The following is a 13,854-nucleotide window of genomic DNA, read 5'->3' as shown; positions in this document are numbered from 1 at the left end:
GGGTCTTCGCCTTCAGACCCACCCAAGCAGCAAAATACTGGTTATATTTACAGTATTCTTGTTGCCTGAATCCCTCTGCCACCATGCCTGCGTCACGCCCTTCCTCGCGGCTTGCGTCCCATTCGCCCGCCTCCATTGCTGGGGTGTGGCATGCCGACGCGCTGGGGGCCGGCACGCCGCGTGTGCTGCCCACAGGGTATGCCGCGCTGGATGCCGAACTGCCGGGCGGTGGCTGGCCTGTGGGAGCCCTGAGCGAGGTGCTGCAGCCCCTGGCGGGCTTGCATGAATGGCAACTGGTGCTGCCTGCGCTGGTGCAGGCCACGGCAAAACAAAGTGGGGCCATCGTGCTGGTGGCGCCGCCCTGTGAGCCTTTTGGCCCGGCCTTGCAATCGCAGGGGTTGCGCGCAGAGCGGGTGTGTGTGGTGCGCGCCGACTCCCCCGTGGCCGCCTTGTGGGCGGCTGAGCAGGCGCTGCGCTGCCAGGGCGTGCTGGCCGTCATGGCCTGGTTGCCCCAGGCGCAGCCTGCGGCACTGCGGCGGTTGCAACTGGCGGCTGCCCAGCAGCAGCAATTGTTGTGGGTGTTTCGTTCGGTGGCCGCCTCGCTGCAGGCGCTGCAAATGCCGCATGCGTCGCCCGCCCCGTTGCGGCTGCAAGTGCAGGGGCTGGCCCTGCCAGGGGATGCCGCCGCTGCCCCTGGCATGCAGGTGCAGATCCTCAAGCGCCGGGGGCCTCCGCTGGCGCAGGCACTCCACCTGCCGGGCTGTCATCCGCAGTTGGCGCAGGTGCTGGTGGCGCAGGCTGAGCGGCGCCGTGCGGCGCAAGAAGCCGCCAGGGCTCTGCTGGCAGGGCGTCAGGCCGCATCCGTCCGTGTAGCCGGGGCCTTGGCGGGGGCGTTGGCGCGCCACGTGCCTCCAGTCCAGCCCCCAGGCCAGCCCGGAGAGCAGCCGGGGGGCCGACCCGGAGGCCGGCCAGAAGGGAGCAGGCATGCACTGGATCGCTCTGCCATTGCCCTGGTCCGATGAGGCTGCCGCCTTGCCAGGTACGGGTATGGGCACGGACAAAAGTGCTGGCGCACTCCAGGCCGCCGCTGGCTGGTGGGCCTTGCGTTTCACGCCGCGTGTGGCACTGGCCGATGGCGAGGCGGTGTTGCTGGAGGTGTCCACCACCGAACGCCTGTGGGGCGGGCGCGAGGCGCTGCAGGCCCTGGTGCTGCAAGCCTGGGCCGAGGCTGCTGCCCGGTACGAAGGGGAGGGCGCAGCGCCTCCACGCGTCCGCAGCGCGGAAGGGCTTGCCCCTTGCTGTGGACAGACCCCGGCTTTGCCGCTTCATACGCCGACGGTGTGGGGCACAGGCCCCACCGCCCTGGTGGCCCATGCCAGGCTGCGCATGGCAATGGCAGGGCGCTCCTGCCCACCGCAGAGCAGGGTAGAGAGCCTGCCCTTGCACACGCTGACAGCACTGCGCCCCCATGTGGCCAGCCTGGAGCGCATGGGCTGCCGCACCTGGGGCGCGCTGCGGGCCTTGCCGCGTGCGGGCGTTGCGCGGCGCCTGGGCGCGGGCGTGCTGCAGGTGTTGGATCAGGCCCTGGGCGATGCCCCCGAGGCCCATGCCTGGTTGCAACTGCCCGAGCAGTTTGTACTGACCACTGAGCTGCCCGCCCTGGCCGCATCGGCCGACGCACTGCTGTGGAGCGCCAGCCGCAGCCTGACAGCCCTGCAGGCCTGGCTGCAGGCGCGCCAGCAGGGCGTGCTGGCGCTGGAGCTGGCCTGGCGCCACGACCTGCGGCGCATCGATGGTGTGATGCTGCCGCCCACCCAGGCGCTGCAGGTGCGCACCGCCCAGGCCACCCACGACCTGGCGCACCTGCGGCGCCTGCTGGCCGAAAACCTGGCGCACACCAAGCTGGCCGCCCCGGTCCACCAGATCACGCTGCGCCTGCTCGAATCGGCCCCGCTGCCGCACCGCAGTGCCAGCCTGCTGCCCCCGGGGGAGGTGGGTGGGCGCGACCCAGCAAGCCATGGCAGCCCCGAGTCCGCCGGCGCTCCCGGCGAGGCCCTGCACCAACTGCTGGAGCGCCTGTCGGCCCGCTTGGGGGCGGACCATGTGGTGGCCCCGGTGCTACTGGCCGACCACCGGCCCGAACGCATGCAGCAGTGGCGCCCTGCGGCAGAATGGCTGGGCACGCCCGCCCGTTCTGCAGGTCCTCATGCTGTGGGCCGTGTGCCGCAGGGCATTGCGCCGGATGCCCCCCTGCTGCCTACCTGGCTGCTGAACCCGCCCCGGCAGCTGGCCGTGCAAGGCAACCGTCCTTGCCATCACGGCCTCCTGCGCCTGCTGGCCGGGCCCCACCGGTTGGAGGCGGGCTGGTGGTCTGCCATGGACGATGCGGTGGATCCAGCACCCCATTGCGCAGACCTGGCCTTGCGCGATTACTTTGTGGCCTACAACGACGTGGCGGGGCTGGTGTGGGTGTTTCGCGAGCGCCTGACGGCTGCGCTGGAGGGCTCGCCAGCGATGGCTCGGCCACACCGCTGGTTCTTGCACGGAATCTTTGGCTGAGCGGGCAGGGTGGTTGTCCATGGGTTTGACGCACCGACATCCTCCGCAGGCTTCTGTTGTGCCTGCAGCCGCTGCACCTGCCGCAGGCATGGCCGAGCTGCCAGGCTATGCCGAGCTGCATTGCCTGTCCAACTTCAGCTTTCAGCGCGGCGCATCGCACCCGCAAGAGCTGGTCACGCGTGCTGCCCAACTCGGCTACCAGGCGCTGGCGCTGACCGACGAGTGCTCTGTTGCCGGGGTGGTGCGCGCCTGGGGGGCGGCCAAGGAATGTGGCCTGCACCTCATCGTGGGCAGCGAGTTTTTGTGGGGCGACCTGCGGCTGGTGGCCCTGGCACGCGATGCCGGGGGCTGGGGCAACCTGTGCGAGTTCATCACCGCCGCCCGGGCCGCCGCGCCCAAGGGGCAATACCGTGTGGCGGCGGACAGCCCCTGGCACTTGCTGCAGGGGTGCGAGCTGCTGCTGGCACCATGCCGTCAGCGCTTTGATGCTTCTGATTTTGTAGCAATCAGCGCATGTATCACTAGCGCTACCAGCCAATTGGGCTCTCAAAAGGCTCCGCATGTGTGGCTGGCGGTCGAATTGCACCAGGCGGCCGATGACAGCCTGTGGCTGGCCACGCTGCAGCGCGTGGGGGCCGCGCTGCAGCTGCCGTTGGTGGCTGCGGGCGACGTGCACATGCACGCCCGCTCGCGCAAGCCGCTGCAGGACGTGATCACCGCCGTCCAACTCGGCTGCACCGTAGCCGAGTGCGGCTTTGCGCTGCAGCCCAATGCCGAGCGCCACCTGCGCCAGCGCGTGCGGCTGGCGGGCATCTATCCGCCCGAGTTGCTGGCGGCCACGCTCACCGTGGCCGGGCGCTGCACTTTCAGCCTGAGTGAGATCCAGTACCGCTACCCGCTGGAGACCGTGCCCGAGGGCATGACACCTGCCCAGGCACTGGCCTGGCTGGTAGAGCTGGGGGTGCGAAGCCATTACCCTTTGGGCGCGCCCGAGGGCGTGCAGGCGCAGATCCGCAAAGAGCTCGATCTGATCGCGCACTGCGGGTACGAGATGTATTTCCTGACCGTGCATGACATCGTGCGGTTTGCGCGCAGCGTGGGCATCCTGTGCCAGGGGCGCGGCTCGGCGGCCAACTCAGTGGTCTGCTACGTGCTGGGCATCACGGCAGTGGCCCCCGAGCAGTCCCACCTGCTGTTCGAGCGCTTCATCAGCAAGGAGCGCAGCGAGCCGCCCGACATCGACGTGGACTTCGAACACGACCGGCGCGAAGAGGTCATCCAGTACATCTACGACAAATACGGCCGCGACCGCGCCGCCATTGCCGCCGTGGTCACCTGCTACCGCACGCGCAGCGCCCTGCGCGACGTGGGCAAAGCCCTGGGCGTGGCGCCCGCCCTGGTCGATGCGTTTGCCAAAGACCACCACTGGTTTGACGAGACCTTTGCCACCGACCGCCTCCAGGAGCTGGCCCAGGCGGTGGGCGTGTCGCTGCACCGGCATACCGCTCGGCTGTGGCTGGAGCTGGCTGCCGACCTGAAGGATTTTCCGCGCCACCTCAGCCAGCATGTGGGTGGCTTTGTGCTGACCCAGGGCAAGCTCACGCGGCTGGTGCCGGTGGAGCCCGCCAGCATGAAGGACCGCTCCGTCATCCAGTGGGACAAGGACGACCTCGATGACATGGGCCTGCTCAAGGTCGATGTGCTGGCCCTGGGCATGCTCAGCGCACTGCGCCGCTGCCTCAACCTGCGCGCAGCCCTGCGCGGCGAGCGCTGGGGTCTCAAAGACATCCCGCACGAAGACCCCGCCACCTACGACATGATCTGCGCCGCCGACACCGTGGGCGTGTTCCAGATCGAAAGCCGCGCGCAGATGAGCATGCTGCCCCGCCTGCAGCCGCGCGAGTTCTACGACCTGGTGGTCGAGGTCGCCATCGTGCGCCCCGGCCCCATCCAGGGCGGCATGGTGCACCCCTACCTGCAGGCGCGCGAGCGCAGACGCAGGGGCGAGTCGCTGGAGCTGGAAAAGCCCGAACTGGAGGCCGCCCTTGCGCGCACACTGGGTGTGCCCATCTTTCAGGAACAGGTGATGCAGATCGCCATGATCGCGGCGGGCTTCACGCCCGGCATGGCCGACGACCTGCGCCGCTCCATGGCCGCCTGGAAGCGCAAGGGCGGCGTGCACCGCTTTGAAGAGCCTCTCAAACAAGGCATGAAAGACCGGGGCTACCCCGCCGAATTTGCCGACCGCATCTTCCAGCAGATGCTGGGTTTTGGTGAATACGGCTTTCCTGAAAGCCATGCCCACAGCTTTGCGCTGCTGGCCTATGCCAGCAGCTGGCTCAAGTGCCACGAGCCCGCCTGCTTTTTGGCGGCGCTGCTCAACTCCTTGCCCATGGGTTTTTACAGCGCCTCGCAACTCGTGCAGGACGCCCGCCGCCACGGCGTGCGCGTGCTGCCCATCGACGTGACCGTGAGCGACATCGACTGCACGCTGGAGGGCAACCCCGAGCCGCTTCGCCCCGCACGCGGCCTGGGCGCGCCGCCGCTGCCCCAGCCCGCTGTACGCCTGGGCCTGCGGATGGTCAGCAGCCTGCACGGAGATGCCGCCAAGCGCCTGCTGCAAGCCCGCGCCACAGGCCCCGACTTTGCCAGCACCGAAGACCTGGCCCTGCGTGCCCAACTGAGTCAGCAAGACCTGCAGGCCCTGGCAGCTGCCGACGCCCTGGCCAGCCTGTCCGGCCACCGGCGCCAGCAGATGTGGGACGCCGCTGCCCAGCACAGCGCGCCGCCCCTGTGGCGCGACGTGCCCGTGCACGAGGTCCCGCTGCAACTGCCCGAGGCGGCCGAGGGCGAAGAAATCCTGTTCGACTACGCCGCCACCGGCCTGACGCTGCGCCGCCACCCCCTGGCCCTGCTGCGCCCCCGCCTGGCCCGCTGGCGCTTGCAAACCGCCCTGCAATTGCACAGCGTCGCCCACGGCCGCAAGGTGCGCGCCTGCGGCATCGTCACCGTGCGCCAGCGCCCCGGCACCGCCAAGGGCACCATGTTCGTCACGCTGGAAGACGAAACCGGCCCCGTCAACGTCATCGTCTGGCCCGCCCTGGTCGATGTGTGGCGCAATGCGCTGCTGCGGTCACAGCTGCTGGCGGTGGAAGGGGTGTGGCAATGCAGCCCCGGCGCGCTTGGTAGCAAGGCCATGGTGCGCCACCTGGTGGCCCAGCGCTTCAAGGACCTGACACCCCTACTGGGCCGCATGGGGCAGGCGCTGCAGGGGAGCCGGGATTTTCATTGAGTGCGTGCAGATGAGCTCCAGCCCGTTTCTCCGGGCACCTGCTTGCCATTCCTGGTAGATGGCCAACGGCTCCTAGGGGTGAAGCTTTTCGCCATTGCTCAGCATCTGAGCAAATTCAGCGATTTTTCGTGCGCGTGTCTCGGCCTTCTTGACGCTTTGAATGCGAAACAAGATGGCAAACCTGTTTTTGCTATTGAGCGTGGCAAAAAATGCCTGGGCTTGGGGGTTGGCATCCAGGGCCCGTTGCAAGTCGTCGGGGACTGTAGACGTGCGCGCTGACGCGTAAGCCGCATCCCATCGTCCGTCCTGCTGGGCCCGTTCGATGGCGGCCAGGCCGGCTGGCCGCATTTTGCGGGCACTGATGAGCGCCTCGGCTTTTTCCCTGTTGATCTTGGACCAGATGCTCTTGGGGGTTCTGGGTGTAAAGCGTTGAAGCCAATAGTGCTGGTCTTCCGACTGCTTTTGGCCGTCAATCCAACCGTGGCAAAGAGCACTCTCCAGTGCTTGTGCGTAAGTGACGGTGGGCTGCTCGGCAGACTTCTTGGCCACGCGCAGCCACACGCCGGGCAAGGTACTGCCATGGCTCTCCAGCCAGGCCTCCCACTCCGATTGCGTCGCGAAGGTCAGTTTGGGATCGGTCATGGTGCGTTGACAAAAATCCTAACGGATGAAAAGGATTTCCCCATACCCAGTGGCTGCAGCGCATGGCACCCCGGGGCTACGTTGGTGAGGGCGACTCCTCATCAGCACACCCGCTTAGTGAACAGGGCCGCGCATCTGTGTTCCGGTCTGCCAGTCTTCAGGGCGCCTGCAGCTTTTGCAGCAGCTCCAGCGTCGGATACCCGTCGGCCACCGTGCCCAGGCTGCGCTGGTAGCCGCGCAAGCCTGCGCGGGTGGCGGGGCCCATCACGCCATCGGGAGTTCCAGCGGCAAAGCCCCTGCGGTTCAGGGCCTCTTGCAGGGCTTGCAATTGTGCGCGCGACAGCGGTTCGATGTCGCGGGGCCACGGGGTGGCCACCGGGCCCCCACCGTCGATCTGGCGTGCCAGCAGCGCCACGCCCAGCGCGTAGTTGACCGAGTTGTTGTAGCGCAGGATGGTGCGAAAGTTGTTGCCCACCAGAAAAGCCGGGCCCCGTGCACCCGCAGGGGTGGCGATGGAGGCCCCGGTCAGGTCGGGCAGCGGCGCCCCGTCGATGGATCGCACCCCTTCGGCCTCCCACTGGGCCGTGGTCTGGCGCACGGCGGGGTCGGCGCGTGCATGGTCGAAGGTGGGGGGCAACTGCACTTCGGCACCCCATGGCTCGCCAGACTTCCAGCCGGACCGGGCGAGGAAATGCGCGGTGGACGCCGTCACATCGGGCACGCTGCCCCAGATGTCGCGGTGCCCGTCGCCGTCGGCATCCACGGCATACGCCAGAAACACCGAGGGCAGGAACTGCGTGTGCCCCATGGCCCCGGCCCACGATCCGATCATGCGGTCGGCGGCGATGTCGCCCTGGTCGATGATGCGCAGCGCTGCCAGCAGCTCGGTCTGCGCCCAGGCGCGGCGGCGCCCTTCGTAGGCTAGCGTGGCCAGTGCGTCCACTGTGCGGAAGGTGCCAAAGTTGCTGCCGTAGTTGCTCTCCATGCCCCAGATGGCGGTGACGATGCTGGCCGGCACGCCGTAGCGGGCGGCTGCGGCCTGCAGGGCGGTGCCGTGCGCTGCCAGCTGGGCCTGGCCCAGGGCAATGCGCTGGGGGGAGACGGCGCTGTCCAGGTACGCCCACGGGGTGCGGGTGAACTCGGGCTGGGCGCGGTCCAGCTCGACCACGCGGGGCAGCCACTGTGCCTTGCCGAGCACGTCGCGCACGGTGGCGGGGCGAATGCCGGCCTCCAGCGCTTGGGCCGAAAAGGTGCTGAGCCATTGGGCAAAGCCGGCAATGTGGTCAGCATCGGGGCTGGCTTGCGGCTGTGTGGCGGCTGGTATGGGTGAAGCTGTCTGAGCTGGGGCCGCTGGGGTCGCCGCCACAGGTTTGGCTGCGGGCGTCGGGGTGGAGCTGGGGGCTGAAGCGCAGCCTGCGAGGACGAGGGCGGCTACCAGAGCCAATCCGGCAACGCCTGCGGGGGCGTGGGCACGTGGGGCGGCGAGGGGCAGGGCGGAGGCGCGCCCCACGGGGCGAGGGGAAGCAATGAAACTGGGCATGCGCCATTGTCCCGCGTGCCAGCCTGTGTACCGGGTGCGAATGTGCGTCAGTCCGTACGGTGAATATGCTTACTATGTTTTTGATAGCTGCTTGCGCATGTTCCACTAGCGCTTGCGGCCAAAAACGCTGAAAAATGCGGTTACAGTGGCGGCTTTGTTGCCTTGCGCCCAGCCCGCCGTGCGCAAGCCGCCGCCTGCAGCCCCCTGTTAGCCTACCGACCATGGCGCCCCACACCTTTCTCTGGCACGACTACGAAACCTTTGGCGCCAACACGCGCCGCGACCGGCCTGCGCAGTTCGCGGCCATCCGCACCGATGCGGAGCTGAACGAAATCGGCGAGCCGCTGATGCTGTACTGCCAGCCCGCCAACGACTATCTGCCCGACCCGGTGTCGTGCCTCATCACCGGCATCACGCCCCAGCAGTGCCTGGAGCAGGGCGTGCCCGAGCACCAGTTTGCCGCGCGCATCGAGTCCGAGTTTGCGCAGCCCGGCACGATTGGCGTGGGCTACAACACCATCCGGTTTGACGACGAGATCACGCGCTTCATGTTCTGGCGCAACCTCATCGACCCCTACGCGCGCGAATGGCAAAACCAGTGCGGCCGCTGGGACCTGCTGGACGTGGTGCGCATGACCTACGCGCTGCGGCCCGACGGCATCAACTGGCCCAAGAAGGAAGACGGCGTGACGCCCAGCTTCAAGCTGGAGCACCTGTCCAAGGCCAACGGCCTGCAGCACGACGCCGCGCACGACGCGCTGTCGGACGTGCGCGCCACCATTGCGCTGGCGCGGCTGATTCGCCAGCACAACACCAAGCTGTTCGACTTTGCTCTCAGCCTTCACAAGAAAGACCGCGTGGCCGCCGAGCTGCGCCTGCCCGCCACCACGGCCACGGCGCGGGCGTTTTTGCATGTCTCGGGCATGTTCCCCACCGAACGCGGTTGCTTGGCGGTGATGTGGCCGCTGGCCAGCCACCCCACCAACAAGAACGAGCTGATCGCCTGGGACCTGGCCCACGACCCGCGCGAGCTGGCCACGCTGAATGTGGAGGACATCCGCCTGCGCATGTTCAGCAAGGCCGATGCGCTGCCCGAGGGCGTCACCCGCCTGCCGATCAAGACCATCCACCTGAACAAGTCGCCCATGGTGGTGGGCAATGTGAACACGCTCACGCCCGCGTTGGCCCAGCGCTGGGGCATCGACCTGGCCCAGGCCGCGCAGCACGCCGAGGTGGCGCGCGCGCTGCCCGACATGAGCGGCATCTGGCCAGCGGTGTTTGCCCGTCCGCAAGAGCCCGCGCCCGATGTGGACCAGGACTTGTATGGCGGGTTTTTGGGCAACAACGACCGGCGCCTCCTGAACGACCTGCGCACCCTCAGCGGCGACAAGCTGGCCAAGGCGCGTGCGCACTTTGACGACCCGCGCCTGGCCGAGCTGCTGTGGCGCTACCGGGCGCGCAACTTTCCGCAGACGCTGTCACCCGAGGAGCAGGAACGATGGGAGGCCCACCGCGCTGCCTGCCTGTTTGACGGGCAGGGCGGTGCGCGCACGGTGGAGCAACTGTTCACTGAAATCGACGAACTCTCAGAGACGGCCGACGACGAGCGCACGCAGGATATTTTGGGCGCCTTGTACGATTACGCTGAACACATCGCACCGGAGCGGTAGCCCCCCGAGGAGCTGCGCGCCTTCCCCCGGAGGGGGACGCACCCGGTGGCCTGGCAAAGTCAGTTCCACGGGTGCACTGGCATCAGGGCGCGCCAGTAGTGATCGCCCCGTCTTGTAAGCAGCCACGCAGAAACAGCGCAGATTTTTATGACGACACCGCAGAACCACAGTTTCACCACCCAGATCGTGCACGCCGACCGCCTGGGCGGCGCCGAGCAAGGGGCCATCCACAAGCCCATCCACACCTCGGTGCAGTACGGCTACGAGAAGGTCGAGGACCTGATCGCCGTCTTCCAGGGCACCGCCAAGGGCGGCTTCAACTACGCGCGCCAGGGCACGCCCACCACGGCGGCGCTGGAGGCCAAGATCACGCAGATGGAGCGCGGGCATGGCTCCATCGTGTTCTCCACCGGCATGGCGGGCATCTGCGCGGTGTTCCTCACCCTGCTCAAGGCGGGCGACCATCTGGTGGCCAGCCAGTTTGTGTTTGGCAACACCAACAGCGTGTTCGGCACGCTGGCCGACCTGGGCATCGAAGTGACCACGGTGGACGTGACCGATGCGGCCAACGTGGCCGCCGCGCTGCGCCCCAACACCCGCATGGTGTTTGTCGAAACCATTGCCAACCCCGGCACGCAGATCCCTGACCTGGAAGGCATTGGCGCGCTCTGCCAGCAGCGGGGCGTGCTGTACGTGGTGGACAACACGGTGGCCTCGCCCTACCTGTTCCGTGCCGCTACGGTGGGGGCAGGCCTGGTGGTCAACTCGCTCACCAAGAGCATTGGCGGGCAGGGCGACGCGCTGGGCGGCGCCATCACCGACACGGGCCTGTACGACTGGTCGGGCTATCCCAACATCTTTGCGGCCTACCGCAATGGCAACGCCAAGGGCTGGGGCTTGCAACAGATCCGAAAGAAGGGCCTGCGCGACATGGGCGGTACGCTGTCTTCCCACGCTGCCCACCAGCTGGCCCTGGGTGCGGAGACTTTGTCGCTGCGCATGGACCGCACCAGTGCCACCGCCCTGGCGCTGGCGCAGTGGCTGGAAGCGCACCCGGCCGTCTCGCGCGTGCTGTACCCCATGCTGCCATCGCACCCGCAGCACGCCTTTGCGCGCAAGCACCTCAAGGCAGGCTCGTGGCTGCTGTCGTTCGAGCTGCGCAACCCTGACCAGTGCCTCGCCGTGTGCAACCGCCTACAGTTGCCCATCAAGGCCACGGGGCTGGCCGACACGCGCACGCTGATCATCCCGGTGGCGCACACCATCTTTTGGGAGGCCGGCCCCGCCGTGCGGGCCACCATGGGCATTGCCGACAGCATGATCCGCCTGTCGGTGGGCCTGGAAGAGGTGGAAGACCTGCTGGCCGACTTTGAGCAGGCGCTGGCCGGAGCCTGACCCCACCTGACTTGCCACCCTGACACGGGAGCCCCGCCATGGCCACTGCCACCTCTGCACCGCCCGCCAACATCGGCAAGTACCGCATCGAGCGTGAACTGGGGCGGGGCGCCAGTGGCATCGTTTACCTGGGGCTGGACGGCTTCCGGGGCCGCAAGGTGGCCATCAAGCAGACCCACGCGCACCTGCTGAAGGTGCCCGAGCAGGCCGAGCGCTACCGCAAGCTGCTGCGCAACGAGGCCGCGCTGTCGGGCCGCCTGCGCCACCCCAACATCGTGCGCCTGCTGGATGCGGACGAAGAAGCGCTGCCGCCGTATCTGGTGCTCGAATACGTGGACGGCCAGCCGCTGTCCGACTTTGCGACCCCCGACACCCTGCTGCCCGTGCCCCAGGTGCTGGACATTGCCTTCAAGTGCTGCAACGCGCTCGAATACGCTTACCGCGAAGGCCTGGTGCACCGCGACATTAAGCCCGCCAACCTCATGCTGGCGCGCGGCGGCGATGTGAAGCTGACCGACTTTGGCGCGGCGCTGTCGCTCCGCAGCGATGCCACCCAGCTATCGGGCCTGGTGGGCTCGCCCTCGTACATGTCGCCCGAGCAGGTGCGCGAGCAGGACCTCACCCACCACAGCGACATGTTCTCGCTGGCCGTGGTGGTGTACGAGCTGCTCACTGGCCGCCGCCCGTTTGATGGCGACAGCGACTTTGCCACGCTCTACAAGATCAGCAACGAGACGCCCACGCGGCCCAGCCTGCTGCGCGCGTCGCTGCCAGCGCATGTGGACGAGGTGCTGCTGCGTGCGCTGGCCAAGCAGCCCGCCGACCGCTTTGCCACCTGGGCCGACTTTGTCCAGGCGCTGCTGGCCGCGCACCGGGGCCTGCCCCGCCAGAAGTCGCAAGACACCGAGGCCGAGCGCTTTGCGCGCCTGCGAGCATTGCCGTTTTTTGCCGACTTTCACGACGTGGCCCTATGGGAGCTGATGCGCCTGGGCAGCTGGCGCCGGCTGGAGCAGGGCACCGTGCTGATGCGCGAGAACACGCCGGGTGACTCGTTCTGCATCCTCATCGAAGGCCAGGTGGCCGTCAGCCGCCAGGGCTGGAACCTCAGCACCTTGGGCCCCGGCGTGACCCTGGGCGAGATGACCTACCTGCGCCCCGACAACCGCATCCGCACCGCCACCGCCGTGGCCGAGACCGAGGTGCTGGTGCTCAAGGTGCGCAACCCGGCGCTGCGCGAGGCGTCGGAGGATCTGCAGTCGCGCTTTGACAAGGCCTTCATCAAGCTGCTGGTCGGGCGGCTGATCGCCACCAACGAGCAACTGGCCGAGTGGGAGCTGGTGGCTGCGCCAGGGCCCGCTGGCGGTTGATGCCCTGATTGCTACTTAATTGATAGCTGCCAGGGCATATTGCACTGGCGCTACCAGCAAAAACTATCCAAAAAACCGGTAACACACCATGATGGCGGCCACCACGCCCGCCAGCTCGGCCAGCAGCGCGCAGCCCACGGCGTGCCGCGCGCGCTGGATGCCCACTGCGCCAAAGTACACCGCCAGCACGTAAAAGGTGGTTTCGGTGCTGCCCTGGATGGTGGCGGCGGCCAGGGCGGCAAAGCTGTCCACGCCCTGGGTCTGCATGGTCTCGATGAGCATGGCGCGCGCCGCGCTGCCCGAGAACGGCTTGACCAGAGCGGTAGGCAAAGCGTCCACAAACCGGGCATCAGCGCCCAGCGTGGTCACGCACCAGCGGATGCCGTCGAGCACATAGCCCAGCGCGCCCGAGGCGCGGAAAACGCCCACCGCGCACAGCATGGCCACCAGGTAGGGCAGCAGGCCCTTGGCCACGTCAAAGCCTTCCCGCGCGCCGTCGATGAAGGCCTCGTACACCGGCACCTTGCGCCATGCGCCCAAGGCCACAAACAGCACGACCAGCGCAAACAGCGTGAGGTTGCCCAGCAGCGACGACAGCGAGGCCAGCGCCGCAGCGCTGAGCGTGGTCAGCAGCGCCATAAAGCCGCCCAGCACCAACGCCACCGGCAGCAGGTAGGCCAGCACCCCGGGGCTCCACAGCGGCAGGCGCTGCACCACGGCCACGCTCAGCAGGCCCACCAGGGTGGACGCGGAGGTCGCCAGCAGGATGGGCAAAAAGACCAGTGTCGGGTCGGGCGCGCCCTGCTGCATGCGGTACATGAAGATGGTGACCGGCAGCAGCGTGAGCGAGGAGGCATTGAGCACCAGAAACAGGATCTGCGCGTTGGTGGCGGTGTCGGGCTGCGGGTTCAGCTCCTGCAGCGACTTCATGGCCTTCAGCCCCATGGGCGTGGCCGCGTTGTCCAGCCCCAGCGCGTTGGCCGCAAAGTTCAGCGTGATCAGCCCGAGCGACGGGTGGCCGCGCGGCACCCCAGGCATGAGCCTGGCAAACAGCGGCGCCAGCCAGCGCGCCAGCGCGTCCACCAGGCCCGCCTTCTCGGCAATGCGCAAGAACCCCAGCCACAGCGTGAGCGTGCCAAACAGCAGCACCATCACCTCGACCGAGAGCTTGGCCATCTGGAACAGGGCCTGCACCATGGCCGAGAAGATGTCGGCATTGCCGCCCACCAGCCACTGGGCCAGCGCAGCCACCGCCGCTGTCAGGAAGAAGCCGAGCCACAGGGTGTTGAGCATGGGATAGGGGGCGCTGAGGGGAGGGTGGGTGTTTGGCCGAGATTACACGCTGCTGAGGGCAGGGCGGGGCCGGTGGAAGCGGGTTTGGCGCCGTCA

9 protein-coding genes are annotated in these 13,854 nt (G+C 68.0%); 6 read left to right on the top strand and 3 right to left on the bottom strand.

The annotated features are described in order from the left end of the window. Positions 1–83 precede the first annotated feature (83 nt). The 3 genes from imuA to C380_RS12965 all read left to right on the top strand — a co-directional run bounded on the left by imuA (position 84) and on the right by C380_RS12965 (position 5,851). Positions 84–1,022: a translesion DNA synthesis-associated protein ImuA gene (gene imuA, locus C380_RS12975; protein ID WP_015014311.1), complete on the top strand. Its 939-nt coding sequence runs from the start codon at positions 84–86 to the stop codon at positions 1,020–1,022. Further along, positions 985–2,559 carry a hypothetical protein gene (locus tag C380_RS12970; RefSeq protein ID WP_015014310.1) on the top strand — a complete coding sequence of 525 codons (1,575 nt, stop codon included), beginning with the start codon at positions 985–987 and terminating at the stop codon, positions 2,557–2,559. The genes imuA and C380_RS12970 overlap by 38 nt, the downstream gene beginning before the upstream one ends. An 88-nt stretch (positions 2,560–2,647) precedes the next feature. Continuing rightward, positions 2,648–5,851: an error-prone DNA polymerase gene (locus tag C380_RS12965; protein ID WP_015014309.1), complete on the top strand. Its 3,204-nt coding sequence runs from the start codon at positions 2,648–2,650 to the stop codon at positions 5,849–5,851. Between the two features lie 72 nt (positions 5,852–5,923). On the opposite strand, the gene C380_RS12960 is transcribed toward C380_RS12965, so the two are convergent. Together C380_RS12960 and C380_RS12955 are read right to left on the bottom strand one after the other, a co-directional pair. After that, positions 5,924–6,493 (bottom strand): YdeI family protein, encoded by a 570-nt coding sequence (locus tag C380_RS12960; RefSeq protein ID WP_015014308.1) that lies wholly within the window; start codon positions 6,491–6,493, stop codon positions 5,924–5,926. Between the two features lie 157 nt (positions 6,494–6,650). Beyond that, positions 6,651–8,033, bottom strand: coding sequence for a lytic murein transglycosylase (locus C380_RS12955; protein ID WP_083871612.1), 1,383 nt, complete (start codon positions 8,031–8,033; stop codon positions 6,651–6,653). A 221-nt stretch (positions 8,034–8,254) separates the two neighbouring features. Here C380_RS12955 and sbcB point away from each other — a divergent pair, with 221 nt between their 5' ends. The 3 genes from sbcB to C380_RS12940 all read left to right on the top strand — a co-directional run bounded on the left by sbcB (position 8,255) and on the right by C380_RS12940 (position 12,465). After that, positions 8,255–9,703 (top strand): exodeoxyribonuclease I, encoded by a 1,449-nt coding sequence (gene sbcB / locus C380_RS12950; RefSeq protein ID WP_015014306.1) that lies wholly within the window; start codon positions 8,255–8,257, stop codon positions 9,701–9,703. A 147-nt stretch (positions 9,704–9,850) separates the two neighbouring features. Further along, complete coding sequence (locus C380_RS12945; protein ID WP_015014305.1) at positions 9,851–11,098, top strand: cystathionine gamma-synthase family protein; 1,248 nt, start codon at positions 9,851–9,853, stop codon at positions 11,096–11,098. A 38-nt stretch (positions 11,099–11,136) separates the two neighbouring features. After that, a complete protein-coding gene (locus C380_RS12940; RefSeq protein WP_015014304.1) occupies positions 11,137–12,465 on the top strand; it encodes a protein kinase in 1,329 nt (442 codons plus the stop codon). Between the two features lie 63 nt (positions 12,466–12,528). On the opposite strand, the gene C380_RS12935 is transcribed toward C380_RS12940, so the two are convergent. After that, positions 12,529–13,758 carry a nucleoside recognition domain-containing protein gene (locus tag C380_RS12935; RefSeq protein WP_015014303.1) on the bottom strand — a complete coding sequence of 410 codons (1,230 nt, stop codon included), beginning with the start codon at positions 13,756–13,758 and terminating at the stop codon, positions 12,529–12,531. Between the last annotated feature and the right edge of the window lie 96 nt (positions 13,759–13,854).

The organism is Acidovorax sp. KKS102 (genome assembly GCF_000302535.1).
In the GTDB taxonomy this organism is placed as follows: domain Bacteria; phylum Pseudomonadota; class Gammaproteobacteria; order Burkholderiales; family Burkholderiaceae_C; genus Acidovorax.
The sequence above is the reverse complement of the archived record's forward strand: the minus strand, read 5'-3'. Positions and strand labels throughout refer to the sequence as shown.